The sequence below is a fragment of the Halomonas sp. KX33721 genome, assembly GCF_001596805.1.
Classification (GTDB): Bacteria; Pseudomonadota; Gammaproteobacteria; order Pseudomonadales; family Halomonadaceae; genus Vreelandella; species Vreelandella aquamarina.
In genome coordinates this window covers 14,624-39,719 of sequence record NZ_LVIA01000023.1, presented here as the reverse complement: position 1 = coordinate 39,719, position 25,096 = coordinate 14,624, and the positions used below count along the sequence as shown (strand labels likewise).

At 55.5% G+C, this 25,096-nt stretch carries 21 protein-coding genes and 1 pseudogene; 12 read left to right on the top strand and 10 right to left on the bottom strand.

Features of this window, described 5'->3' with window-relative positions; genetic code table 11:
* Positions 1–36: 36 nt before the first annotated feature.
* Together A3220_RS09735 and A3220_RS09730 are read right to left on the bottom strand one after the other, a co-directional pair.
* Positions 37–1,113: a 2,3-butanediol dehydrogenase gene (locus tag A3220_RS09735; RefSeq protein ID WP_275041238.1), complete on the bottom strand. Its 1,077-nt coding sequence runs from the start codon at positions 1,111–1,113 to the stop codon at positions 37–39.
* Between the two features lie 31 nt (positions 1,114–1,144).
* A complete protein-coding gene (locus A3220_RS09730) occupies positions 1,145–2,959 on the bottom strand; it encodes an NAD(P)/FAD-dependent oxidoreductase (protein WP_062374637.1) in 1,815 nt (604 codons plus the stop codon).
* Between the two features lie 287 nt (positions 2,960–3,246).
* On the opposite strand from A3220_RS09730, the pseudogene A3220_RS09725 reads away from it, so the two are divergent.
* The 3 genes and pseudogenes from A3220_RS09725 to A3220_RS09715 all read left to right on the top strand — a co-directional run bounded on the left by A3220_RS09725 (position 3,247) and on the right by A3220_RS09715 (position 7,346).
* A pseudogene (locus tag A3220_RS09725) lies at positions 3,247–5,219 on the top strand (sigma-54-dependent Fis family transcriptional regulator).
* 90 nt (positions 5,220–5,309) lie between these two features.
* Positions 5,310–6,164 carry a MoxR family ATPase gene (locus A3220_RS09720; protein WP_062374636.1) on the top strand — a complete coding sequence of 285 codons (855 nt, stop codon included), beginning with the start codon at positions 5,310–5,312 and terminating at the stop codon, positions 6,162–6,164.
* A gap of 3 nt (positions 6,165–6,167) precedes the next feature.
* On the top strand, positions 6,168–7,346 hold the full coding sequence (locus A3220_RS09715) for a VWA domain-containing protein (RefSeq protein ID WP_062374634.1): 1,179 nt from the start codon (positions 6,168–6,170) through the stop codon (positions 7,344–7,346).
* A gap of 153 nt (positions 7,347–7,499) precedes the next feature.
* Here the strand turns inward: A3220_RS09715 and A3220_RS09710 are convergent, their stop codons facing one another.
* The 5 genes from A3220_RS09710 to A3220_RS09690 form a co-directional block, all read right to left on the bottom strand.
* A complete protein-coding gene (locus A3220_RS09710; protein ID WP_062374633.1) occupies positions 7,500–8,060 on the bottom strand; it encodes a hypothetical protein in 561 nt (186 codons plus the stop codon).
* 109 nt (positions 8,061–8,169) lie between these two features.
* A complete protein-coding gene (locus A3220_RS09705) occupies positions 8,170–10,233 on the bottom strand; it encodes a TRAP transporter permease (protein ID WP_252860451.1) in 2,064 nt (687 codons plus the stop codon).
* A gap of 171 nt (positions 10,234–10,404) precedes the next feature.
* The gene (locus tag A3220_RS09700; RefSeq protein WP_044630410.1) at positions 10,405–11,379 is read right to left on the bottom strand and encodes a TAXI family TRAP transporter solute-binding subunit; all 975 of its coding nucleotides are present in this window, start codon (positions 11,377–11,379) and stop codon (positions 10,405–10,407) included.
* Between the two features lie 77 nt (positions 11,380–11,456).
* On the bottom strand, positions 11,457–12,635 hold the full coding sequence (locus A3220_RS09695; protein WP_062374630.1) for a glycerate kinase: 1,179 nt from the start codon (positions 12,633–12,635) through the stop codon (positions 11,457–11,459).
* Between the two features lie 9 nt (positions 12,636–12,644).
* On the bottom strand, positions 12,645–13,709 hold the full coding sequence (locus A3220_RS09690; RefSeq protein WP_054645378.1) for a tartrate dehydrogenase: 1,065 nt from the start codon (positions 13,707–13,709) through the stop codon (positions 12,645–12,647).
* Positions 13,710–13,858: 149 nt separating this feature from the next.
* Here A3220_RS09690 and A3220_RS18310 point away from each other — a divergent pair, with 149 nt between their 5' ends.
* From A3220_RS18310 to A3220_RS09680, 3 genes are all read left to right on the top strand, one after another.
* Positions 13,859–14,008: a LysR family transcriptional regulator gene (locus A3220_RS18310; RefSeq protein ID WP_164834382.1), complete on the top strand. Its 150-nt coding sequence runs from the start codon at positions 13,859–13,861 to the stop codon at positions 14,006–14,008.
* The gene (locus A3220_RS09685) at positions 13,992–14,726 is read left to right on the top strand and encodes a LysR substrate-binding domain-containing protein (RefSeq protein ID WP_062374628.1); all 735 of its coding nucleotides are present in this window, start codon (positions 13,992–13,994) and stop codon (positions 14,724–14,726) included. Before A3220_RS18310 ends, A3220_RS09685 begins: the two co-directional genes overlap by 17 nt.
* An 87-nt stretch (positions 14,727–14,813) precedes the next feature.
* Positions 14,814–15,104, top strand: coding sequence for a RidA family protein (locus tag A3220_RS09680; protein ID WP_354702735.1), 291 nt, complete (start codon positions 14,814–14,816; stop codon positions 15,102–15,104).
* Positions 15,105–15,225: 121 nt separating this feature from the next.
* On the opposite strand, the gene A3220_RS09675 is transcribed toward A3220_RS09680, so the two are convergent.
* Positions 15,226–16,674, bottom strand: coding sequence for a cobyric acid synthase (locus A3220_RS09675; protein ID WP_054645377.1), 1,449 nt, complete (start codon positions 16,672–16,674; stop codon positions 15,226–15,228).
* 239 nt (positions 16,675–16,913) lie between these two features.
* On the opposite strand from A3220_RS09675, the gene A3220_RS09670 reads away from it, so the two are divergent.
* Genes A3220_RS09670 through A3220_RS09645 form a run of 6 tightly spaced genes read left to right on the top strand, consistent with a single transcriptional unit; the run spans position 16,914 to position 22,666 of the window.
* On the top strand, positions 16,914–17,936 hold the full coding sequence (locus tag A3220_RS09670) for a LacI family DNA-binding transcriptional regulator (RefSeq protein WP_062374627.1): 1,023 nt from the start codon (positions 16,914–16,916) through the stop codon (positions 17,934–17,936).
* An 11-nt stretch (positions 17,937–17,947) separates the two neighbouring features.
* On the top strand, positions 17,948–18,964 hold the full coding sequence (locus tag A3220_RS09665; protein WP_062374625.1) for an ABC transporter substrate-binding protein: 1,017 nt from the start codon (positions 17,948–17,950) through the stop codon (positions 18,962–18,964).
* Between the two features lie 2 nt (positions 18,965–18,966).
* Entirely contained in the window at positions 18,967–19,863 is an 897-nt protein-coding gene (locus A3220_RS09660; RefSeq protein ID WP_062374623.1) for an ABC transporter permease, read from the top strand.
* On the top strand, positions 19,860–20,648 hold the full coding sequence (locus A3220_RS09655; protein ID WP_062374621.1) for an ABC transporter permease subunit: 789 nt from the start codon (positions 19,860–19,862) through the stop codon (positions 20,646–20,648). The genes A3220_RS09660 and A3220_RS09655 overlap by 4 nt, the downstream gene beginning before the upstream one ends.
* A 58-nt stretch (positions 20,649–20,706) precedes the next feature.
* Positions 20,707–21,789, top strand: coding sequence for an ABC transporter ATP-binding protein (locus A3220_RS09650; RefSeq protein ID WP_062374619.1), 1,083 nt, complete (start codon positions 20,707–20,709; stop codon positions 21,787–21,789).
* Entirely contained in the window at positions 21,782–22,666 is an 885-nt protein-coding gene (locus A3220_RS09645) for a phosphodiesterase (RefSeq protein WP_174524462.1), read from the top strand. The genes A3220_RS09650 and A3220_RS09645 overlap by 8 nt, the downstream gene beginning before the upstream one ends.
* Positions 22,667–22,807: 141 nt before the next feature.
* Here A3220_RS09645 and A3220_RS17945 read toward each other — a convergent pair whose 3' ends face one another.
* Together A3220_RS17945 and A3220_RS09640 are read right to left on the bottom strand one after the other, a co-directional pair.
* Complete coding sequence (locus A3220_RS17945) at positions 22,808–23,437, bottom strand: hypothetical protein (protein ID WP_252860450.1); 630 nt, start codon at positions 23,435–23,437, stop codon at positions 22,808–22,810.
* Positions 23,389–24,987, bottom strand: a complete 1,599-nt coding sequence (locus tag A3220_RS09640; RefSeq protein ID WP_252860449.1) for a S8 family serine peptidase — start codon at positions 24,985–24,987, stop codon at positions 23,389–23,391. The genes A3220_RS17945 and A3220_RS09640 overlap by 49 nt, the downstream gene beginning before the upstream one ends.
* Positions 24,988–25,096 lie beyond the last annotated feature (109 nt).

Below are 25,096 nucleotides of genomic sequence, written 5' to 3'. Positions count from 1 at the left end.
TCCGCGGATGGCCTTTCGCCTTTCAAAAACGTACCGCTATGGCGTGACGATAATTTTCACCTGCGCCTTATCGTTCAGCAACGCCTCAAAGCCCTCCTCCACGATATCCGCCAGCGGAATGCGTTGAGTGACCATATCCTCGGCGCGGAAGTAGCCCCGCTGCATCAGCGCCATCACCGCTGGGTACACATGGCGATAGGCAATGATGCCTTTCATGGTGCGCTCCTTGATGACCAGGTCATTGGGCTGGAAGCTGGCGTCACCCTCCCAAATACTCACCACCACCACTTCGCCCCCTTCGTGGGTGCTGTGCAGCGCTTGGTTGAGCACGGCGGGAATGCCGGTCACTTCGAAGGCCACGTCCACCCCGCCGCCGCTCAAGGCGTGCAGTTTCTCCACCGCGTCCTCTTGCTGTGGGTCGACGACCATGGCTCCCAGCGCTTCGGCTTTGGCCTTACGGGACGGTGCGACTTCCACCGCATAAATCTGTGCAGCCCCGGCGGCTTTAAGCGCTTCGATGGTCATTAAACCAATCGGCCCCGCACCAAACACCACGGCACTATCCCCGGCTTTGAGGCTGCTCTGGCGTACTGAGTGCAGCGCGACCGCCGCAGGCTCGACCAGCGCCCCCTGCTCGTAGCTGAGGTCATCCGGCAGTTTGTGCACCATATGCTCACCCATCACGGTGAACTCCGAAAATCCGCCGCCACCGCCGGAGAGGCCGTGAAAGCCGAGCAGCGGCGTCAGGTTGTAGCGCTCCATCTGGTAAGCGCCATCCTTGTTAGGTGAAAGTATCGGCTCAATGGCCACACGGTCGCCTACTTTCACCCGCGTCACTTCCTCACCAACCTCCACCACTTCACCCGCAAACTCATGGCCCATGATGATCGGTGCCTGTTCGCCGCTAATGGGGTGCGGTTTGCCTACCGGAATAAAAATCGGCCCGGCGGCATACTCGTGTAAATCGCTGCCGCAAATACCGCAGGCGGCGACTTTCACTTTCACCGCATGGGGGTCGTTGATGGTAGGCACCGGCACGTGCTCAACGCGCAGATCTTTAGCGGCATACCACACTGCGGCCTGCATCTGAGGCTGATTCGTTGACTGACTCATAAGTATCCCTTCCTGTTAAGACACATAGCTTTTAAGACACATGGTGAACCGGCTGCAGCCCATAGACGGGGGTATCTAGTCCTTCCATACGAGCCTTTAACTGCAGCGCCAAATAGTGAGAGTAGTGCCGGGACTGGTGCAGGTTGCCACCGTGGAACCACAGCGCCTCTTGTTGGGTGGGCTTCCACATATTGCGCAGTTCGCCCTCCCAAGGGCCAGGGTCTTTGGTGGTGTCAGAGCCTAACCCCCAGCATTTACCCACTTTATCGGCCACTTCCTGGGAGATAAGCCGTGCCGCCCAGCCGTTCATGGAGCCATAGCCAGTGGCGTAGACGATTAAATCAGCGTCCAGCTCGCTGCCGTCAGTGAGCGTGATGGAGTGCGGATTAATACGCTCGATGCCAACACCGCTGCGCAGCTTAATATCGCCATTGGCGACCAGATCGCAGGCCCCCACATCGATGTAGTAACCCGAGCCACGGCGCAGGTATTTCAAAAACAGGCCAGACTCATCGTCACCGAAATCGAGCATAAAGCCCGCGTCTTCGAGTTTTTGGTAAAACTCAGCGTCGCGCTGTTTAATCGCCTCAAACGCCGGGCGCTGGAAGTCAGGCAGCACTTTGTAAGGAATGGAGGCAAACAGCAGGTCGGCTTTTTCGTGGGTCAACCCGCCAGCTACCGCCTCTTCCGAGTAGAGCGGCCCCAGCACTTCTTCCATCAATGAATCCGACTTAACGATATGGGTCGAGGAGCGCTGGAGCATGGTGACATCGGCATCGTGCTCCCAGAGCGCGGCGGCAATATCGTGAGCCGAGTTATTCGAGCCCACGATCACGCACTTTTTACCCGCGTAAGCATCCGGCCCTGGGTGCTGGCTGGAGTGCTGCTGCTCGCCTTCGAAGCTTTCCGAGCCTGCAAACTTGGGTACGTTAGGCATACCGGACATCCCGGTAGCCATCACCAGCTGTTTAGGGCGTAGCGTAATCTCTTCACCGTTGCGCTTCACGTTCACGATCCACTCGCCTGCGGCTTCATCGAAGCGTGCATTGTCGCAGGTCGTGGAACTCCAATAATTGAGCTCCATCACTTTTGTGTACATTTCCAGCCAATCGCCCACTTTGTCTTTCGGGGCAAACACCGGCCAGTTCTCTGGGAAGGGAATGTAAGGCAGATGGTCGTACCATACCGGGTCGTGCAGGCAGAGGGATTTATAGCGCTTGCGCCAGGAGTCCCCCGCACGCTCGTTGCGCTCGATGATGATGGTGGGCACGCCCATTTGCTTTAGCCGCGCCCCCAGGCCAATACCGCCCTGGCCACCGCCAATGATCACGCAGTAAGGCTGGCGCGTGTAACCAAGCTCCGCTTCTTCCCGCTCGCGGGCTTCCAGCCAGGTTTCACGCTGTTTGTTGGCACCATGCTCGGCCCCTTTAGGGCGATGGTGGTTGCGCGGTTCGGGAAAATCGTCCAGCGCCTGCATGGTGGTCAGCAGTGTCCAGCACTTGCCGTTTATCAAACGTAGGTAGCCTTTTCCGCTGGCAATGGCCGTTTTGAAGGTGAACCACGTCTCGACGGTATCGCCGTTTTCGCTGGCCTCACCGTCAAGCTGCCACTGGGTGGGCTGAGTATTGGCCAGCGTGGCATCAAGCATGGCCTGGATTTCCTTCTGGCCTTCGCAGGTTTTTAGATTCCAGGTAAACGCCAGAAAGTCGCGCCAGTAGCATTCGTCATTGAATAGCGTCAGCACGCGTTGGATATCGCCTACCTGCAGCGCCTCATCAAACTCCTGTAGCCATGCGTTGACGGTGCTGGTGGCGTGGGTTGGGGTTCTTACTTCTGTGTGAGTCATCGCGGGTACTCCAAGGTCGTTGTTATTGTTGAACTGTCGATAAGACACTCAACCCTAAGCATCCGCCGTGCCAAATGCGTAAAACAGGCAATAAGCGATTGAAAAATATAAGCAATCAAGCATCTTATTATCACTATAAAATGCGCGAACCGCGTACACCTGTCACGCCTTGTGTACGGCCAACGTTACAGGTGTAACGCACGACTAACGGCGTAACATAGCCTCGTTGACACCACCGCCAAAGCGCATAGGCTGGAAGCACAACAATAATTGTGTGTGGATTCGCCATGCCAACGCCATCACTACCACCGACACGCTTGGCCTCCGTGCAGCGCCAGCATATCGAGCACATCTTCCAGCTCGGTGAAGGGCTGGATATGCCGCAACTTCCGGCGCAGGCCACCATCCGTCGTTCTTGGCTACGTTGCCTCAACGAGTACCAACTCGACCCCACGCAGCCACGCCCTGCCCGGGTGGTGCCCCAGCAAACCTTGATCGAGCACCGGGAATCCGTCGATGAGCTGCTGCACGTCGCCCGCGCCGGGGTCGAGCAGCTCTACGGGCAAATCGCCCAGCTCGGCTACGTGCTGCTGCTCACCGACCACCGGGGCATCACCGTCGAGTTTCGCGGCAACCCCAGCCAGGACCAGCAGCTACGCAAAGCGGGCCTCTATTTAGGAGCCGACTGGGACGAGCGCTTCGCGGGTACCTGCGCCGTAGGTACCTGTCTGCACGACCGCCAAGCGATCATTTGCCACCACCAGGAGCACTTCGACGCCACGCATATTTCGCTGACCTGTACGGCTGCCCCTATCGCCGACCCGCAAGGCAACGTGATGGCCGTGCTGGATATCTCTGCGCTGCAATCGCCCACCCAGCATGAGAGCCAGAACTTCAGCCTCTCGCTGGTGACGCTCTACGCCCGCATGATCGAAGACGCCTACTTTCTGCAGCGCTACCGCGACTGCTTGATGGTGCGCCTGGATACCTCGCGGGAGTTTGTCCACGTCAATGGGCGTGGGCTGATCGCGATAGAAGAGAACGGCCAAGTGATTGCCGCCAATGCCGTCGGCCGCGAACTGATCAGTACGCACCAACAGCGCTGGCCGCCGTGGTCTGCTCAACACGCACCGATGCTCAGCGAACTGTTTGAGTGCGAAATTGCCGATGTGCTGAGTATCAACAGCGCGACCAACGACCAGCTCAGGGCGTTTCGCGCCCGCGCCAGCAACGCCATCTACTTTATTAGCCTGCTGGAGCCGCGCAGGCCGCGCATCGCACCACTCGGAAAGCCCGCCTCCTCGCTGCCAACAGCGCTAGAACGGTTGGGGGCCGACGACCCCGCTATACGCAAAGTGCAGAAACTGGCCGAACGGCTGCGTAACGAAGCCAGTGTCAACGTGCTGATCAGCGGTGAAACCGGCACCGGCAAAGAAGTGGTCGCCCGTGCGCTGCACGATAGCGGCAACCGCGCCAAAGGCACCTTTATTGCCGTGAACTGTGCGGCGATTCCCGAAGCACTGATCGAAAGCGAGCTGTTCGGCTACGAACCCGGCGCGTTTACCGGCGGGCGGGCAAAAGGTATGCGCGGGCTGATTCCCCAGGCCCACGGCGGCACGCTATTTTTAGATGAGATCGGCGATATGCCGCTGGCGCTGCAAACCCGCCTGCTGCGGGTACTGGCCGAGCGGGAAGTGATGCCGCTAGGGGCAAACAAACCCGAAAAGGTCGATATACGGGTGATCACCGCTACCCACCGCCATATCGATACCATGATTGCGCAGGGAGAGTTTCGTGAAGACCTCTACTACCGCCTGAACGGTGCCCAACTGCGCTTACCACCGCTGCGCGAACGCGCCGACAAGCTCTACGTGATTCGCCAAGTATTCAGCGATGTGGTGAGCGAACGCGGCGGAAGCTCCGCCCCTAGCTGCGGGCCGACGCCATCAGCGCCCTACTTGCCTACGCCTGGCCCGGCAATATTCGTCAGCTTAAAAACGCCCTGGCGTTTGCACTCGTCACCGCCGAGAGCGACGAAATCACCGTACACGACCTGCCCGAACAGTGCCTCAGCCAGCGCATTACCCACTCGCCAGCCATCACCGCGCCTGAAAACGAGGCCGCCGATAGCCAACTCCTCATTCAGCTGCAGCAACACCAATGGAACATTAGCGCCGTGGCACGCGAGCTGGGGGTTTCACGGCCAACGGTGTATCGGCAAATGCAGCGCCAAGGCATCGTGCCGCCGAATAAGGCCTGAGAGCGGACGGCGCTTGGCCTGGGCGACCAGCCTCACGTACACTTGTTTGAATCTGATATTCACCACGCTTCCAATAAGCCGAGGCCCACTATGGCGTTTGATTCCACTTCTTCGTATATCGCAACCAATGCGCTTAAACAGGCGGTGAATGCTGCCGTGGTACTTGAGCGCCCGCTGCTGATCAAAGGCGAGCCAGGCACCGGCAAAACCTTATTAGCAGAAGAGCTGGCAGAATCCCTCGGCACCAAGCTGATCACTTGGCACATCAAATCCAGCACCAAAGCCGCTCAAGGGCTGTATGAGTACGATGCGGTGAGCCGCCTGCGGGACTCCCAATTGGGCGTAGAAGGTGTTGAAAACGTCGCTAACTACATCAAGCCCGGCAAACTGTGGGAAGCCTTTACCGCTGATGAGCGAGTGGTCCTGCTGATCGATGAAATCGACAAGGCGGATATCGAATTCCCCAACGACCTGCTCCAAGAGCTGGATCGCATGGAGTTTCACGTCTACGAAACCGGTGAAACCATCCGCGCCGAAAAGCGCCCGATCATTGTCATCACCTCCAACAACGAAAAAGAGCTGCCGGATGCCTTTCTGCGCCGCTGCTTTTTCCACTACATCGAATTCCCCGACCGCGAAACCATGCAGGCGATTGTGGATGTTCACTTCCCGAACATTGCCCCAAAACTGGTCAGCGAAGCATTGGAGGTTTTCTTTGACCTGCGCAACGCTCCAGGGCTGAAGAAAAAGCCCTCAACCTCAGAGCTGGTCGACTGGCTCAAGCTGCTGATGGCCGATGAGCTGGCGCAAGAAGCGCTCTACCATCGCGACCCCGCCAAGGCGCTGCCGCCCATGGCCGGTGCGCTGGTCAAGAACGAGCAGGATACCCACCTGCTTGAACGCCTGGCGTTCATGATGCGCCGCCAGAAAAACAGCGGGCGCTAAGCCATGTTCATCGGCTTGTTCGAGACCCTCAAACGCGCAGGCGTACCCGTTTCACTGCGGGAGCTGTTGGACCTTCACGCGGTGGTGGAGCGCGGCGTGGTGTTTGCCGATATGGAGGCGTTTTATCAGGTGGCGCGTACGGTGATGGTCAAAGATGAGCGCCATTTTGACCGCTTCGATCGCGCCTTTGCGGCCTGGTTTAAGGGCCTTGAGGACATGGACGCCGCCATCGAAGCGCTGATTCCCGATGAGTGGCTGCGCCGCGAATTCGAGAAACAGCTCACCGACGAGGAGAAGGCCAAGATCGAATCGCTAGGCGGGCTCGAAGAGCTCATCGAGACCTTCAAGAAGCGCCTGGAAGAGCAGAAAGAGCGCCACGCGGGGGGCAACAAGTGGATTGGCACCGGCGGCACCAGCCCCTTTGGGGCCTACGGCTACAACCCGGAAGGCATTCGAATTGGGCAAGATGGCTCCCGCCACCGCCGCGCCACCAAAGTATGGGACGAGCGACGCTTTCGCGATTACGACGACTCGCTGGAGCTGGGCACCCGCAACATCAAAATGGCCCTGCGACGGCTGCGCAAATTCGCCCGCCAGGGCGCTCGGGACGAGTTCGATGTGGACGGTACCATTCGCGAAACCGCCCGCGATGCCGGGCTGCTCAATATCCAGATGCGCCCGGAGCGCCACAATGCGGTCAAGGTGCTGCTGTTTCTGGACGTGGGCGGCTCCATGGATGACCACATTCGCGTCTGCGAAGAGCTCTTTTCTGCGGCACGCTCCGAGTTCAAGCACCTAGAGCACTACTACTTCCATAACTGCCTCTACGAAGGCGTCTGGAAAAACAACCTGCGCCGTGGCAACGAGCGTATCCCTACCATGGACGTACTGCACACCTACGGCGCGGACTACCAGGTGGTCATCGTCGGCGACGCCGCCATGTCGCCTTATGAGGTCACCCATCCTGGCGGTAGCGTCGAACATTTCAATGATGAAGCCGGCGGCGTGTGGCTCAAACGCTTGACCGAGAAATTCCCCCGTTTAGCCTGGCTTAACCCAATGCCTCCCCGCACTTGGGAATACACCTACTCGACCACGCTCATTCGCGAGCTCATCGACGAGCGTATGTATCCGATGACGCTGGAAGGGCTGGAAACCGCTATGCGCGAATTGGCGAAGTAGCGTTTGCCCACCCAACGCCGTTGCTTGGGTGGGGTATTCCAAACCTTCGACAAACGATAGCGTTTTACTCCCTGATCACGTGCCCTAGCCACGCTATTGAGAACATGACAACAGCGTGCAAGCTAGTCGCGAATAATGGAACGTCGCGTTGCCTTAAAGCGTCGCAGGCACATTATTGATCCCGGTTAAAAATGCCTCTTTAGCCTGAGCAAACGCAGCCGCATCGTGTTTAAAACGACGCAAAATCAGTGCTTCATCCAGTGCTAACGTGGGCGATAGCGCCTCAAGGCTCTTGGCAGGATGGCGCGCCGACAGCCCAATATGCTGGCCATTATCCGCCGCGAACCAGCGTTTGAAGCCGCACTTCTGATAGAACGCTTTCTCTTTTTCATCCTGCGTATCGATGCGCAGCGGAGCCTTCAGACTGAGCTCGCTCAACAAACGAGCTTTTGCACCTTTTGCAAACTCCCAGGCGTGAGTCACGGTCATGCCCTCGCCCGCTTCATCAAGCACCAGCAGGGCTAGCGCCAGCGGCTTTCCAGCACCGTCTACGCCCGCCAAAAGGCGTGCGCCTTCTTGGGCAAACAGTACATTTTTAGTACCGGTAAACACTACCAGCGGCGTTAGGCCTGCCTGCTGGCCATACACCTCAGCACATAGCTTGGCCAAACACGCATCACGCGGCTCACTCTGACTTACATGGACTACCTTCATAACGCTCTCTCGTTGCGTTCAATCACCCCGCCACTTCTTTACCTTACAACAAGCGCTGGCGAGCTATAAAAGCCCGCCAGCGTAGAGCAAAGCGCGTGATGACACCAGTTTAACTGGGAGATTTTGCCATTGAACGAGAGGCGACAAGCTGCGTTGTCAGTACGATACTTCCTAACCCAATACCCAATAAATCCGTCATCCAGCCACCGGCGATCATCGCCAGCGCTGCTAATAGAAGAATCAGGCGCTGCAAAACATTCGTGCGTCCACTCATAAAGTAGCCTTGTACCGCCGCCGCCAGCAGGTAAATCCCAATGCTCGCAGTGATCACTACCCGGAGGATTTCCCACCAGTGACCCTCCATCAACAGTGCAGGACTATAAAAGAACATAAACGGAACGATAAACGCAGATAGCCCGAACTTGAACGACGTCATGGCCGTTTTAAGAGGGTCCGTATTGGCAATGGCAGAGGCTGCATAGCCTGCCAAGGCCACTGGCGGGGTAATCGCAGAGAGCACGGCATAATAAAAAACAAAGAAATGGGCCACCAGCGGCGGAATACCAATTTGCTGCAATCCGGGGGCTACCACGGAAGCCGCGACGGCATAGGCGGCTGTCGTAGGCATGCCCATTCCCAACAAAATAGAAATACACATAGCGAAAAAGAGCGCTAGAAAGTGGCTAGCATCAGCAATGCCTAGCAGCATTGAAGCAAACCGCGCGCCAACGCCCGTTAATGAGATCACCCCTACAATAATGCCCGCACAGGCACATACGGCAATCAATGGAACTGCCATACGGGCACCCAAGGAGAGCGCATTAAGCAAGGCTTTAGGTCCCATCCAGTGAGGAGTGAACCAGGAAACTACCGCTGCACTGATCATGGCCAGCGTGCCCGCACGAATGACGGAGTAGCCCATGAAAAGCGTGCCAACCAGAATGATGATGGGTAAAAATAGGTAGACCTGCTTCACCATATCTTTAAAAACAGGCAGTTGGTCTTTTGCCAAGCCCTGCATGCCATCTCGACGGGCCTCCAGATCCACCATCAAATAAATAGATAGAAAATAGAGCCCGGCAGGGATTAAAGCGGCAATGGCGATATCGGTATAAGGAATACCGGTAATTTCAGCCATAATAAAGGCACCAGCGCCCATAATGGGCGGTACGATTTGTCCGCCCGTAGACGCGGCCGCCTCAATCCCCCCTGCGCTGCGCGGGTGATACCCCACACGCTTCATGAGCGGAATAGTCAGCGAACCAGTGGCTACCACGTTGCCCGCAGACGTTCCGTTGATCATCCCCATTAAACCAGATGCAAAGACGGCTACTTTGGCAGGCCCACCACGGGAGCGCCCCGCTGCAGCAAAGGCAAAATTGACAAAGTAGTCACCCACCTTGGACGCTTGTAAAAACGCGGCAAAGGTAATGAATAGAATGATATACGTTGACGACACCGCCGTTGTCGGGCCAAGAATCCCATTGTCGGTATAGAGATAGGAGAAGAAGCGCGGTGCGCCATAGCCCTGATGCTCAAGAATGCCAGGCAGTAACGGTCCAGCAAACGCATACACCAAAAACACCCCGGTGATGACAATCAATGCTAGCCCCGCTACGCGACGCGTTAACTCCATAATCAACGCAACACCAACAACGGACACAAGCAGTTCCGTTTGGCCCACTAGTGGCATACCTGCCACCATACGCCAGCGATCAATAACAAAGATTAAGTAAGCAGCGACCAAAATAGAAGCCACCATCAAAATCCAATCAGCCCAGTGAATATGTTTATCATCACTGCGCCACGTCCAACTACTGAGAAGTGCGCATGTCGTAGCGATGACTAATGCCCAACTAAGCTGATATAAGGGCGCGGTCACTGATGCAACTTCCTGCATATCTCGCAACCACCAGGCATATACCATGCATAGCGCTGCGTAACCAAGAGCAGTACCACTAATAGCTAACGCTAGCCACTCAGTGGGTGAACGTCGATGGACCTGGGTGTCACGTTCAAGCGTCACAGCGGCAGTTAAAGCAAACCCAACTACCAAGCCCCCAGCAACGTGAAGTATCCGAAATGTCCAAGTCTCGATGGGCGAGACATTCAAGGCATATAGGTGCATTGAGGTAAACAAAACACACGCAAGGAAAATAATGCTGCCGGTCATCCCGGACAGCAGCCGTTCATTATGGGCAACGGGCACATCCGACACACTATCGGTGCGGATGATGGGCTGCACTTCTGGAGTATTGTTACTCATGCTGTCCTACCTTCTAGGCCGACTGAGCCTGGGGATGAAGGCGTGCGAGTTATACCCGCACGCAATATGCCGTTTTAATTAACCTTTCAAATCGTCGTCAATCTCTACGCCATTTTCTTCAAACCAGCGGACAGCTCCCGGATGCCAGGGAATAAAAGCGTTGTGCTTAGCGTTCTCAGGTAGAGTTTCAATAGCAGCGCCATGTACCTGCATCATCCGGTCGTTATTCTCCATCACCGCCTTCGTCACTTCATACACCAGCGAATCAGGCATATCTTTATGCGTAATGGCAACGTTCCACAGCGATACCGCAGAGGTATCCTCTTCTAAGCTGCTATAAATAGAGGCAGGTATCACGGAAGCAGACAGTTCAGGGAACTGCTCGGCAAATACGGCGATTTCATCGGGGGAAAACGAGAAAATATTGACATCAGCCTGAGCTTCTAGCTGACTAAATGCAGATACCGGCATGCCAGAAGCAAAGGCAAACGCATCTAGCAATCCATCCTGTACCTGCCCCGCTTGATCGGCTGCTCCGGCATTACGTGTCTCGACGTCCAAACCTAAAGCATCAAAAAGCTGGGGATAATACAGATCCCCGGTACCGCCAGCAGGGCCAATCCCCACCGTTTTGCCATCTAAATCAGCGATGGACTCAATTCCGGAACTTTCTAGAGCAATCACCTGAAGGGCGGTCTGGTACATCGGAAATACTGCCCGAATGTCAGTATGCTCGACACCTGGAGCCAGGGCACTTTCACCAACCCAAGCTTGGTAAGCAGGCCCCATGGTCACCATACCGAACTCGTGTTCACCCATTTGCACTAGCGTCACGTTTTGGACTGGCCCACCGGTGACCTCTGCTCCGAAATTGGCGCCAGTCGCCTCACTGGCTATATTTCCCCAACCCGAGCCATAGATGTAATAGGTCGCACCTTGGCTACCGGTACCAATCGTAAGACTGTTTGGCCAATCACTACGATCATCAGCAAGGGCGTTGCCCGCAACGGCAGTGAACAATGCACTCGTTAAAAGTGTTGTGAACGTTTTCATAGGAATACTCCATTAATGTTGTTGTTGTCACTGTTGCTATGAATGCTGCGTTCGTTATGTAGAAAAGAATAAAGTCATCATGAGTTAGCGTGAGAAAACACCTCCTTGGGTAGGTTATTTATTTGATTCACCGTCATTAATCGCGCCAACGCTTCACAGCGATCTTCAATCAGCTTGTTGGTGTGAGCGATGGCATCCACTAATAAGACAGGGCCGTCTACCAGTGAAAATGCAGCAGTAACACCCGCTTGATAGGCATTCTGCCAGCCGTCACCTAAACTGCCTGCAAGCACCACGACGGGAACACCTTGTACCGCCGCTGCTTTAGAGACGCCAATAGGCGTTTTCCCGGCAAGACTCTGCCCATCTAGCCGACCTTCTCCCGTCACCACCCAATCGCATTTCTTTAAAAGGCAATCAAATTGGCAATGCCTCATGACAAGCTCGATACCAGGCGTTAGCTCGGCACCCAACGCAACCTGGGCAGCGAACCCCATTCCCCCGGCCGCGCCCGCACCAGGAAAATCGACCAATGGCTTATCCAGCGCCAGACAAAGACACCGTGCAAAGTTCGCTAATGCGCGATCCAACCTTGTGACCGAGCCAGCTGCGACTCCTTTTTGTGGACCAAAAATCGCGGTGGCCCCGTTTTGACCGAGCAAAGGGTTACTAACATCCACCGCAGCAGTAAATGACACGCTGGCAAGCCTAGGATCTAGCGCATCCAGCGCCACGCGCTGAACCCTTTCCAGTGCGGCGGCTCCTAAAGGCAGGCAGTGGCCCTCTGCATCCAGAAGCTGTGCGCCTAAGGCCGTTAACATGCCTGCACCGGCGTCGTTGGTAGCGCTTCCTCCTAACGTCAGCACAATATGCTGAACCTGTTTGTCCAGCGCTTCGCGGATAAGCTGGCCAACGCCAAAGGTGCTAGCACGCTCCACAGCACTTGGCTTGCTCGCCATATCAGCACATAACCCACTTGCCTGCGCCAGTTCTATAAATGCCGTCGCATTCTGCTCATCCCACCCCCACGCCGCCTGATGCTCACGACCATATGCGTCAATGACAGAACGCGTTTGCCGCGTGGCATAACCGCTGACTAACAGAACATCCAATGTTCCTTCTCCACCATCAGCAAGCGGGCATTGAGTAATCTGAGCATCGGGGCAGCCGCGCTTGAAACCACGCGCCATGGCTGCAGCGGCTTCAGTCGCGCTAAGCGATCCTTTATAGCTATCTGGCGCTATCAAAATGTTCATGACGATTGCTTACGCCTGGCTTTCAATATCAGAACAAATAGCGAGAGTGACATCGTGGGTAGTAGCCGTACCTCCAAGATCCTTGGTCTGTAATCCTGAAGCCGTTAGACGCTCAATGGCTGCCATAAGACGCTCAGCGGCTAACTGTTCGCCCAGATGCTCCAGCATCATGACCGCGGTCCAGAAAGAACCCACAGGGTTGGCTATGCCCTGCCCCGCAATATCAAAGGCAGAGCCGTGGATGGGCTCAAACATCGAGGGGAACTGACGTTCTGGATTGAGGTTTGCCGTAGGAGCAATCCCTAAGCTGCCTGAAAGCGCAGCGGCTAAATCGGAGAGAATATCGGCATGCAAATTAGTCGCTACCACCACGTCAAGCGTTTCAGGTTTCAGCACCATGCGCGTAGTCACCGCATCCACCAACTCACGGTCAATGGAAACATCGGGATACTCTTTGGCCACTTCAAAAAAGATTTCATCCCACAGCACCATACCGTGACGTTGAGCATTGGATTTAGTAACCAGAGTAAGCTGCTTACGGGGCCGACTTTGGGCCATCTCGAAGGCAAAGCGGTGGATACGCTCGATACCTTTGCGAGAGAAAATCGACACTTCTGTCGCTACTTCGTCCGGTAAACCACGATGAACGCGCCCACCGTTGCCTGAATACTCCCCTTCGCTATTCTCACGAATGATGACCCAGTCAATCTTATCGGCATGCTGCAACCGGCTGTTGACGCCTGGTAAAACGCGAGCAGGACGCACATTGGCGTATTGGTCAAACCCCTGACAAATGGCTAACCGCAGTTCCCAAAGTGAAATATGGTCGGGTACTTGCTGGCTGCCTACCGCGCCAAAATAAATGGCATCAAACGTCGCTAATTTTTCAAGGCCACCTTCAGGAATGTACTGGCCTTGATCCAGGTACCGCTGGGAGCTCCAATCAAACTCCTCAAAATTAAAGGTAAAATCACCGTTCTTCTTCGCCAGCGCTTCAAGCACTTTTTTGCCAGCGCCAATTACTTCTGTACCAATACCATCACCAGGAATGACTGCAACGTTATGTGTTCGCATGAGATGCTCCTACTTGTTAAGGGCTTATTGTGTGAACCTGAACGCATCCTAGGTGACATCATCAGACATCAGCAATAAACTCAGAGTTAATTTAGTTTTAACCTGAGAGTTAACAATGAGTAGCGTATCCGAACTCGATTTTTTTTATTTTGCTATGCGCTGAAGGCAGTATTTCAAACGCTGCGAAAGCGCTGGATATTTCTTCGGCGGCAGCTAGTAAACGACTAGCTCAAATTGAAAAAAAACATGGGTTGTCAGCTAGTTATTCGCTCCACAAGAGCAATGAGTCTCACCAGTAGTGGTCAGCTATATCTTGAATATGCACAGAAAATTAGCCGCGAAATGGACACAATGCGGCGTGCCATTCGCCAGCAGAGCACTGGCGCAGAAGGGACCATACGGATTAACGCTCCGTTTGGTTTTGGACGAAAGTATATAGCAGACGCAATATCTCAGTTTGTCCGAGAATATCCTCAAATTGACTGCCAACTTTACCTAACCGATCACCCAGTCAATCTTATTGAGCGCTCGCTTGATGTGTGTATTCGTTTTGGCAACTTGCCTGACTCCACGCTACATGCACGCAAGCTAGTGACTCATCAACGCTGGCTATGCGCAGCACCACGCTATTTAAAAAAAGCAGGAACGCCCGCGCATCCTCGTGAACTATCTCACCATAACTGTCTGTTTCTGCGCCAAAACGATGATACCTACGGTAATTGGACATTTATCAAAGAGAATGAGCATCACCACGTTAAAGTAGCTGGCTCGCTAAGCGCCAATGATGGTGAAACCGTTTTACACTGGACGCTACAAGGCCTGGGTGTCACGGTACGTGCAGAGTGGGACGTGGTGAAACATGTCAAAACCGGCAAGTTGATTCGCTTATTGCCTGATTACGCTTTACCAAATGCCGATATTTATGCGGTGTATCCATATAGCCAGTACACACCTATCAGGGTGCGGCTACTCATCGATTTTTTGGCAGAGTATTTGCGTCAGCCACTGATTTTTTGATCATTCAGGCAAATTGAACGACTCTGCAAGCCGCAAGTCATAACGTTCAAGGCTGCTTTATTTGAGTCTCATTGCCAAGGAGAGCACATGACACAGTTCATCAACGACCCTACCCTGCCAAAACCCAGTTTCCCGGGTAGCCATATGGTAGTTGACGACCACTATATGTTTATTTCTGGCCTGACGGTGGCCGATCTTTCCAACGGGGAAGCGGCGCGAGGCGATGTTAAAGAGGAGACCCGCCTAGTGATGCGCGAACTCGCGCGCATGCTAGAGCAAGAAGGTGGCAGTCTGGCGGATGTGGTTCGCGTGGATGTTCACCTCACTGACCTAAAACAGATCAATGCGCTAGACAGCATCTACGCCGAATTTTTTTGAGCCAGGGCGCTACCCAGCGCGCACTTGTACTGAATCACCCCACATTTGCGGTGGCAGTTCGGTAGAAATTACCTTGATGGCGAAACGTCCATCGAAAGACACTGCAGCGGAATAACCTCCGTTAAGATTTGACTAACGCCAGGATCGCGTCAATATCCAGATGTGCTTCTAGCGTATCGGCCAAGCGCTCCAAGGCTTGTTCGCGGTGGGCGTTGTAATCTACGCTGCCTGCCTTGGCTAGGCCAAGCTTCGTGAGTAGCGCTTGGCAGGCGTCTGGATGATCAAACAGGCCGTGTAGGTAAGTGCCCATCACTTGGCCGTCCTCGCTGATGGCCCCATCCAAGTGGGTACCGAGATCGAATAGCGGATTGTCCAGAGCGGAGCCTTTGCTAACGCCGTTATGGATCTCGTATCCCTTTACCTTTGCTTCTTCCCCCACCAACATGCCGCTCACGTTGCGAAGCTGCTTGCCCGCCACCATGCGTGTCGTCAGCGGTAACAGACCCAACCCGGCGACTTTCCCGGGCGTGCCCTCTAGCCCGTCGGGGTCATCCACCCACTCCCCCAGCATTTGAAAGCCGCCGCAAATGCCCAGCACTTTGCCGCCATAGCGCAGGTGGCGAGTCATCGCGGCGTCCCAACCTTGGCGCTTTAACCAGGCTAAGTCGCTAGCGGTGCTTTTACTGCCGGGAAGTACGATCACATCAGCGCAGGGAATGGGCTGATCGGGGCCGATAAAGCTAAGCGATACCTGCGGATGCAGGCGAAGCGGATCGAAATCGGTATGGTTACTGATGCGCGGCAGTGCAGGAACGATAACCTTGAGCGTTTGGCTCTCTTTCTCCGCCTGCACGGTGCCGATGCTATCTTCGGCATCCAGCAGCAGCCCTTGTAGATACGGCAGCGTGCCCAGCACCGGCTTTTGGGTGCGCGCTTCCAACCACTCTAGCCCTGGCTCCAGCAGCGCAATATCGCCCCGAAAACGGTTGATAATAAAGCCTTTGGTGCGGGCCTGTTCGCTGTCACTCAGTAGCGCCAGCGTGCCAACCAATTGAGCAAACACGCCGCCGCGGTCAATATCGCCCACCAGCAGCACCGGGCAGTCCGCGGCTTCGGCAAAGCCCATATTGGCAATATCCCCTTTGCGCAGGTTGATTTCCGCCGGGCTGCCTGCGCCTTCGGCAATAATCACATCATAGCGCTGCTCTAACGCTTGCCACGCTGCCATCACGCTCTCTTGGGCGGTGCGTTTGAAGGCGTGGTAGTCCAGCGCGTCCATATGGCCGTACACCTTACCACGCAGAATCACCTGGGCACCCCGGTCGGTTTCTGGCTTTAGCAGTACCGGGTTCATATCGCTATGGGGAAGGACGCCGGCCGCTTGGGCCTGTAGCGCGGTGGAGCGGCCAATCTCGCCACCATCGCTGGTCACCGCACTGTTTAGCGCCATGTTTTGTGGTTTGAACGGGGCCACCGAGAGACCCCGGCGCTTGAGAACTCGGCAAAGCCCCGCCACCACGGTGCTTTTGCCCGCATCCGAGGTGGTGCCTTGAATCATCAGTGTGGTCATGGCGATATTTTGCCCATCGAGTTAAGAACGAGACTTTAGCGGCCTATATAAATCATCGCAATGTGAGCAAGAAAACACGCTCTCTTCTTCGTCTCGCTCAAGACGCTAAGGATTAAGCACCTTGTCATCATAACCAAGTCAAAAATACATATTCCCGACATTTATTCGTCACATCCCCTCACTAGGCTAATACCTAATAAATGAGATCGATCTCATTGAATCAATGACAGGTATTGTGCATGGCAGATTTACTTAGCGTCGCCAAACTTGCCGGGGTATCTAGGGCAACAGCAGCACGCGCTTTTTCTAACCCTGATTTGGTACGCCCAACTACACGAGAGCGTGTTTTTGACGCTGCCAAACAATTGGCCTTTCGGCCTAATAAAGTTGCTCAGCAGTTGCGCTCCCAAGCCACACAAATGATCGGGGTGATGGTGCCAAGTCTCGACAACCCGGTGTTTGCGGAGCAACTGCAGGCCATGGAAGTAGCAGCACGCGCCTGTGGCTATTCATTGCTAGTGACAACCAGTGAGTACTCTCCAAGCCGTGAAAGCGACATTGTCGAAGAAATGCTACGTCAACGTGTTGATGGCTTAGTTCTCACTGTCGCCGATGCTGGAAGTAGCGCCGTGTTGGACAAATTGAGGCTTGAAACCACTCCATGCCTATTGGTCTATAACCCACCTGCCAATAGCGGCTTCACCTCTATCGGCGTAGACAACCACGCTGCAGGTACGGATGCCACACGGCATTTACTTGCCCTTGGCCACTCACGCATTGGCATGGTGGCTGGTCCGCTACTTCAGTCAGACCGTGCGAAACAGCGATATTCGGGATATTGCCATGCCATGATCGAAGCTGGCTTCACGCCTAGACCACTGGTTGAAATGGAGCGCCATACCCAAGCAGATCTAAACAGCCTGACGCCTGAATTAACGGGTGAGGATGCCCTCACAGCGGTGATTTGTACCAACGATCTGCTCGCTATCAGCCTGATGGGCGAACTACAGCGTGAGGGTTTTAGCGTCCCCGAAAACCTTTCTGTTATGGGCTTCGATGGTATTGCCTTGGGCAAGCACATTTACCCTGCACTTTGCACTATTGAGCAGCCACGCGCCGATATTGGGCGTACTGCGGTTCAAACTCTACTAGCCAAGATTCGGGGAGAGATTTGCACACCTGCTCCCCTGCCCCACGCGCTGCGTAAGGGCGAGAGTGTCGGAATGCCGACAACTCGCAAGTTCAAGTTAGGCACTTCATAGAGGAGCACATCATGAATCTCAAGCATCTTTATCAAGCAGTATTGGCCACGACGGTTATCAGCGCGTCAGGGAGCATTTTTGCGCAATCAAGCGATAGTGCCATTTGCTACAACTGCCCGCCAGAATGGGCTGACTGGGGAACTCAGCTGCGCTTGATTGAACAGGAAACCGGCATTCGCGTGCCCCAAGACAATAAGAACTCCGGCCAGTCTTTAGCTCAGTTGGTGGCCGAAGCGGGGAGTCCGGTAGCGGATGTCGTCTACTACGGTGTGACCTTTGGCATTCAAGCCATGGAAGAGGATGTAGTAGCGCCTTACCAGCCCGAGCACTGGGATGAGATTCCTGAAGGCCTGAAAGATCCTGAGGGCAACTGGTTCGCCATTCATTCCGGCACGCTCGGTTTTATGGTTAACGTCGATGCCTTAGACGGCGCGCCGGTGCCTACTTCCTGGGAAGATCTGCTCAAGCCTGAGTACCAGGGCATGGTGGGTTACCTTGACCCCGCTAGCGCCTTTGTCGGCTACGTGGGTGCGGTCGCCGTTAACTTAGCAATGGGTGGCGATCTTAACGACTTCACCCCGGCCATCGACTACTTCAATGAGCTCGCCGAAAACGACCCCATTGTGCCTAAGCAGACTAGCTATGCGCGGGTGCTTTCTGGCGAAATACCGATTCTCCTCGATTACGACTTCAACGCTTACCGTGCCCGCCACAGCGACGGTGCTAACGTTGAGTTTGTGATTCCCGAAGAAGGTAGCGTGGTCGTTCCTTATGTGATGAGCCTGGTAAAAGAGGGTCCGAATCCTGAGAACGGCCAGCAGGTGCTTGACTTCGTGCTGTCTGACCAAGGTCAAGCGGTATGGGCAGACGCCTATTTACGCCCCGTACGTGAAAGCGCCATCTCCGCTGAAGCACGGGAAGTCTTCTTGCCGGATAGCGATTATGCCCGCGCAGAAGCCGTCGATTACACCGCCATGGCGGCTGCACAACGCAGCTTCTCTGAGCGGTATTTATCGGAGGTGCGTTAATCATGACCGCGGCATCCAAGCAGCCCTCCGGGGCTGCTTCTTACTTTAGACCCCAGTCAGCTAGCGTAGGCCCAGCGAGGCGTAAAAGACTGATCGCTTTGTTAGCGCTGATGCCTGCGCTGGTCATCTTCTGCGCCTTCTGGTTGCTGCCTTTTTCACGCTTGATAGTGATGGGTGCCGAGGTTGACCGAAGCAGCGGCATCAGCGCCTATCTCACCATTCTCACCCATCGTCAGTACTTGATTAGCCTCGTGACCACCGTAGGCATCTCGCTTGTCGTGTCGATCACGGCGGTGGCCATAGCGGGCTTCGCTGGGTTCTTCCTCGCTCGTCACCGTTTTATTGGTAAGGCAGCCTTGGTGGCGATCCTCACTTTTCCATTGGCCTTTCCAGGCGTGGTGGTGGGATTTCTAGTGATTATGCTGGGTGGTCGCCAAGGGGCGCTGGCGCAGGCCAGCCTATGGCTGTTTGGTGAGCGCTGGATGTTCGCTTACTCGCTGGCCGGTTTATTTATAGGTTACCTCTACTTTTCGATTCCTCGCGTGATTACCACGGTAATGGCGGCCTGCGACAACCTGGACAAAAGTATCGAAGAAGCCGCCCGCTCGTTAGGCGCTAATACTTGGCAGGTCACCAAAGACGTCATAATACCCGGCATTGCACCTGCTCTGCTTTCTACTGGGGCTATCTGTTTTGCTACCAGCATGGGTGCGTTTGGTACGGCGTTTACCCTGGGCACGCGATTAAGCATTTTACCGCTCAATATCTATGGTGAATTCACCAACTACGCCAATTTCGCCATGGCTGCCGCGCTTTCGGTGGTACTGGGCGTGATCACCTGGATGGCATTGAGCCTTGCCCGTAGGCTGGCTGGCGGCAACTTAGGGGCTTCGGTATGAAATCTCGCCTTCGTTTTACGCTGCAATTGGGCTTCACCCTGCTGGTGTGCTTGTTCATGATGGTGCCCGTCGCCATGTCTGTGATGGCAGGGCTGACCGAAAATTACTTTGTAGGCCTGGAGAGTGGGCTGACGTTACGCTGGGTAAATGAGGTATGGGAGCTCTATGCAGATACCATCTGGCTCTCCATTAAACTGGCTCTTGCCTGCTTATTAATCACTATTTTGGTTGGCGTGCCTGCTGCCTATGGCCTGCTACGTAGTCGACGCCGCTGGGCCAACGCGATTGAAGAACTCCTGCTGCTACCGGTTGCAGTGCCGGGGCTGGCCACCGCGCTTGCCTTGTTACTAGCCTACGGTAGCTATCGTGAGTTTCGCGGTAGCTGGCTGTTCATTCTTGTTGGTCATGTGCTGTTTACCCTGCCCTTTATGGTGCGCGCGGTGCTCTCCGTGATGCAAACCGCCAAACTTCCCCAACTGGAAGAAGCCGCTGCCAGCTTAGGTGCCAGCTTCAGGCAACGCTTTTTCGGAGTGGTCATCCCCAACAGTATGAGCGGCATTCTGGCGGGCGCATTAATGGTGGTCACCCTATCCATTGGTGAATTCAACATTACCTGGATGCTGCACACCCCTTTGACCAAGACGCTTCCGGTCGGCTTGGCCGATAGCTACGCCTCCATGCGTCTCGAAGTTGGCTCGGCTTACACGCTGATATTTCTAGTCATGGTGGTGCCGCTGCTGGTGGCGATTCAGTGGGCAGGAAAACTCACCCAGCAGCGCCACTGATCAATCGAACCGCCAGCCACCTTTAAAGTCATCTAATTGCTTTATTCGAGAAACTTATATGAGTTCATCTGTCAGCATTACACTTACTCAATGCAGCCGCACCTTTGCTGGCGGCAACACTGCTCTGCAGCCGCTGGATCTGCACATCAACGCGGGCGAAACGTTAGTGCTGTTAGGGCCTTCTGGCTGTGGCAAAACAACGACACTACGCATTATTAGCGGCCTGGAAAGCCCCGACAAAGGCGGTCAAGTGCTGTTTGGAGAGCGTGATGTCACCGCTCTGCCGATTGAGAAGCGCGACGTGGGAATGGTGTTTCAAAACTATGCCCTCTTTCCCAATATGAGCGTTGCCGACAATATTGCCTACGGCTTGAAAATAAAGCGTTTGCCACGTAGCGAGATCGCCCATCGGCTTGACGAAGTCATGCGTATGGTCGACTTACAAGGCTTTGGTGGGCGGCGCATTGATGCCCTCTCCGGTGGCCAAAAACAGCGTGTTGCGCTCGCTCGCGCCATCGCCGTTCGCCCCAAGGTGCTGCTGTTTGACGAACCCTTGGCTGCCCTAGACGCCAAACTGCGTGATCGGCTGAGAATTGAAATTGGCCAGTTGCTTCGAGAACTAGGCACTACGGCGGTTTACGTTACCCATGATCAAGACGAGGCAATGGCGTTAGGTGACCGCATCGCAGTCATGCAATCAGGCCGCATTGCCCAGCTGGGCACGCCCCAGGAGATTTACCACCGCCCGGCCAATGCTTTTGTAGCGGACTTTATTGGTGCGGTTAACTGCCTGGAAGTTATCGGCATGCAATCCGATGGAGGATTAATCGTGCATGGGGGAGAACTGGTCGCCCCTCACTTGCAGGGAGCCCCCATAGTTTACTGCCGGCCTGAAGATATTCAGGTAGTACCGCTAAGCCAAGCCGATATAAAGGGCAAGGTGGTACAGAGTATATTTCTAGGCCAGTCCCAACGGCTGCTGGTGGATACAGGAGGAGCTTCACCGCTACAAATTGAAGCGCCCTCGCGGCAACGCTGGCCAAACGGAACAGACATCGGCTTGAACCTGCCTTCAAGCGTGCTATTCCACCCAGAGAAAACGACGACAACGGACACGACCAAGGAACTGGCTAATGGCTGAACACATTGGGAACGCCTCGACACCGTTTCATGACCAGCAAGGTATTAACGACCAACAATGCCTGATTGCCCAAATCAGCGACCCGCACATTAAGGCAGGCGGTAAGCTCTCCTACCGCCAGGTGGATACCGCTAATGCACTACGCAAAGCGATTACTACGCTTAATCAGCTAACGCCAAGACCAGCTCTGGTGCTGATCAGCGGCGACTTAGTCGATTTTGGCCACCCTGAAGAGTACGCCACCTTCAAGCAACTCATGGCGGAATTAACGCTGCCCGTGTACCTGATCCCTGGCAATCACGATGATCGTCAGCATTTACGTGCCGCCTTTCCCGACCACCGCTACCTATTTCAGCATCAGGACTATTTGCAGTGGGTCGTGGATGACTATCCGGTACGGTTGGTAGGGCTTGACTCATCGGTACCGGGAAAGCCCCACGGCGAGCTAAGTAATGAAAGCCTGCAATGGCTAGACGCCACCTTGGCAGAGCATCCGGAAAAACCAACTCTTGTCATGGTGCATCACCACCCGTTTGTGAGTGGCATCGGCCATATGGATCGCCAGCCGCTGAATCGGCCTGACGCTCTAGCCGACGTAATTCGCAAACATGATCAGGTTGAGCGTGTATTATGTGGGCATTTGCACCGAAGCATTCAGACCCGCTTTGCGAATACCCTTGCGATGAGCTGCCCTGGAGTCTCCCACCAAGTTAGTCTGGATCTCACTCCAAACGGCCCTGCACACTTTCAGCTAGAGCCCACAGGGTATCTATTACACCACTGGTCGGCCACGCACGGCACGGTGACCCACCAGGGCTTTATTGACCAATATCCCGGCCCCTTTCCTTTTTATGATGAAAATGGATTAATTGACTGATACGGAGGAGGCGTGGCATGCCGTATGAACTGCTTAGCTAAGCAGTTCATACAATCCAAATGCTTTGATTGCCCGTACCACAGTGTTTTTGCCCGCATCCGAGGTGGTGCCTTGAATCATCAGTGTGGTCATTCACGCCTCTTACCAAGCGTAGGTGTAGTTCACCATGGCCGCTGAGTCGCTCGGTGCGTCAGCATCGTGGCCCGGCTCTCGGGTATGCAGCAGGTTGAACTGCCACTGGCTGCGCTCACTGGCCGAAAACCCATAGCCCAATTCGATATCGAGCTGACGACCCGACGGCTCTAGAGACACGCTGCGCGTTTCACGCACCACGCTGCCATCCAAGCGGCGTCCTACGGGCACATCGAAGCTCGCCGTGGCGCTGTCTATACGCAGCGGCTGGCGCAGGGTGAGCGCCCAGCGCTCGGCGCGCTCGCCTTCCCCTTGCCACTGTAATCCCAGCGCCATTTGCTGGGCGCGCATGCCGTTCACGCTGGTCAGCAGGCCGCTGCCCGATGCGCTGCCCTGCCCCTGCTCAAATTCAGCAAAACCGCGAAAGCCATCCATCTGTGCCTGCAAGCTAACGCCCGTAAAACGCATCTGGTTATCTTCGCCCAAACCTAGCGCGCCGTTGCCGTTAGCGCCCAATAGGCCCTGCTGCTCGGTAAGCTGGCCGACGTAGCTATCGATACTCAGCCCTGGGGCGATTTGCCATGCCAAACCTACGTCCGAGCGCTGCGCTTGATAGTCGCTGGTCGCATCACCAGCCAATGGGAGGCCGTCATGCTGAGCCGTTCACCTAGCGCATAGCGGGTTTCTACACCATCAACACGCTCGAAGGCATTGGTCAACGCTGACCCTGCTTGAAACGAGATCATCGGCATCACGCCTAGCTCGGCGTAGCTGCCCATGGGGCTGGGCTGGTCGCCCGAAAAACGAAAGGCGCTGAGCTGGGCGTTGCCAAAGGTGCCGTCAAAGCGGCTGGCCAGCAGCTCACCGTAGGCCGTGCTGCTGGTGGAGAAACGATAGTTGCCTTCAATCGCCGTCTGAGTAGTGGCGTACGATGGGGAGGCGCTTGCCATCTGCTGCATCTGATCGCGAAGCTGCGTAGCCCGCGCGGTGCGGGGCTGCGTATTGCGCCCTAAATCAATGGCGTAATCTCGGCCCAGCGCGTCAAAGGCCACCACGTTCTCTAACACGCCAGACGCTGCGACCGCATCGCCATAGGCATCAGAAAGCTGCAGGTAAGAAACATCCGCCTGCGCGCCACCGTCGGCCACTCGCTGGCTTTGACTAACGACCAGATCGCCTTCCGGGGCCATGGCTGCGTCAATATCGGCAATGCCTTGGCCCAAGTAGAACGCGCCACAGTTCAACGTGCCGCTCGCGCCGCAGTTACTTTGCTGGAACAGAGCGCTCTCTTGGCTTGCTGTATCTAATAGCCGCTGGCTCGCCTGCTGTGCCGTGAGGTGCGGCCACTGACCTACGATGCCTGCGGCATACTCGGAAATGCGTGCGGCAGAAATCGACGTGCCCTGCGCGCCCACGTCGCGGTTCGCGAAATCGGTGCCAATCGAGCGCGCCTGCAGTTGCGTATCGTCACCGGGATAACTGCTCGATGGATGAATATCGCCATTGGTCGTCGTGCCAACGGCGATTAGCATCATTTCGTACAGCCCAGGCTGGCTGGCATAGATCGGCTTGCCTTGCGTATCGATAGCGCTGCCCGTATTGCCAGCACTCACCACGTAGATTCCGCCTTTGCCGCCGTTGGCATCCACCACGCGCTGATACGACGTCGCCGAGGTCACCCCATTGAACGTGAGCCGAGGGTCGCTGGCTTCCAAACGGCGGGAAAAACTGGCGTTGATAACCCGTGCACCGCGATTAGCGGCTTCACCAATGGCGTAATCCAGGGCGTTATTTAACGTCGCCCCCTGACTATCCTCTATTTTCAGAAGATCCAGGCGGGCGTTGCCCAAGGTTCCGCCCGTGATGGTAGACGTGACGGCGTTGCCGTGCCACTCATCCACCCCGCTAACGTCGGCGGAGCCGGTGTACACGTCCAAGCGGTCAATCACCCGCTCGCTATTGGTGATAGTTGCGACATCAAACGCGCTATCCGCCACCGCCACTCTCACCAACCCCGGCTCAAGCGGTGTGGGGGTTTGGCTGGCCCCGACACCCGGGGAAGCGCCGCTAGGGGTATGCACGCCCTGGTGGCTATCACCCCCGCCGCCGCCACTGGAACCACATCCTGATATTGTCAGAGTGCCCAGCGCTATCCCTACCGCCAGGAAGAGAGGGCGCCGTTCAAACATGGCGGCAGCCCTGCGTATCGGTGTAGCGTTGCATAGAGTGACTCGCTTGCACTAATGGCGTTGGAAAACTGACTTAGAAATTCAGTTAGAAAGCTCAGTTAAAAACTAG

Coding starts and splice junctions, on each gene's coding strand:
- A3220_RS09690 (WP_054645378.1), bottom strand. CDS start 13,709: ATGCGAACACATAACGTTGCAGTCATTCCTGGTGATGGTATTGGTACA.
- A3220_RS09730 (WP_062374637.1), bottom strand. CDS start 2,959: ATGACTCACACAGAAGTAAGAACCCCAACCCACGCCACCAGCACCGTC.
- A3220_RS09695 (WP_062374630.1), bottom strand. CDS start 12,635: ATGAACATTTTGATAGCGCCAGATAGCTATAAAGGATCGCTTAGCGCG.
- A3220_RS09715 (WP_062374634.1), top strand. CDS start 6,168: ATGTTCATCGGCTTGTTCGAGACCCTCAAACGCGCAGGCGTACCCGTT.
- A3220_RS09700 (WP_044630410.1), bottom strand. CDS start 11,379: ATGAAAACGTTCACAACACTTTTAACGAGTGCATTGTTCACTGCCGTT.
- A3220_RS09645 (WP_174524462.1), top strand. CDS start 21,782: ATGGCTGAACACATTGGGAACGCCTCGACACCGTTTCATGACCAGCAA.
- A3220_RS09640 (WP_252860449.1), bottom strand. CDS start 24,987: ATGTTTGAACGGCGCCCTCTCTTCCTGGCGGTAGGGATAGCGCTGGGC.
- A3220_RS09680 (WP_354702735.1), top strand. CDS start 14,814: ATGACACAGTTCATCAACGACCCTACCCTGCCAAAACCCAGTTTCCCG.
- A3220_RS09670 (WP_062374627.1), top strand. CDS start 16,914: ATGGCAGATTTACTTAGCGTCGCCAAACTTGCCGGGGTATCTAGGGCA.
- A3220_RS09660 (WP_062374623.1), top strand. CDS start 18,967: ATGACCGCGGCATCCAAGCAGCCCTCCGGGGCTGCTTCTTACTTTAGA.
- A3220_RS09710 (WP_062374633.1), bottom strand. CDS start 8,060: ATGAAGGTAGTCCATGTAAGTCAGAGTGAGCCGCGTGATGCGTGTTTG.
- A3220_RS09675 (WP_054645377.1), bottom strand. CDS start 16,674: ATGACCACACTGATGATTCAAGGCACCACCTCGGATGCGGGCAAAAGC.
- A3220_RS09650 (WP_062374619.1), top strand. CDS start 20,707: ATGAGTTCATCTGTCAGCATTACACTTACTCAATGCAGCCGCACCTTT.
- A3220_RS09685 (WP_062374628.1), top strand. CDS start 13,992: ATGAGTCTCACCAGTAGTGGTCAGCTATATCTTGAATATGCACAGAAA.
- A3220_RS09720 (WP_062374636.1), top strand. CDS start 5,310: ATGGCGTTTGATTCCACTTCTTCGTATATCGCAACCAATGCGCTTAAA.
- A3220_RS09705 (WP_252860451.1), bottom strand. CDS start 10,233: ATGACCGGCAGCATTATTTTCCTTGCGTGTGTTTTGTTTACCTCAATG.
- A3220_RS09665 (WP_062374625.1), top strand. CDS start 17,948: ATGAATCTCAAGCATCTTTATCAAGCAGTATTGGCCACGACGGTTATC.
- A3220_RS09655 (WP_062374621.1), top strand. CDS start 19,860: ATGAAATCTCGCCTTCGTTTTACGCTGCAATTGGGCTTCACCCTGCTG.
- A3220_RS09735 (WP_275041238.1), bottom strand. CDS start 1,113: ATGAGTCAGTCAACGAATCAGCCTCAGATGCAGGCCGCAGTGTGGTAT.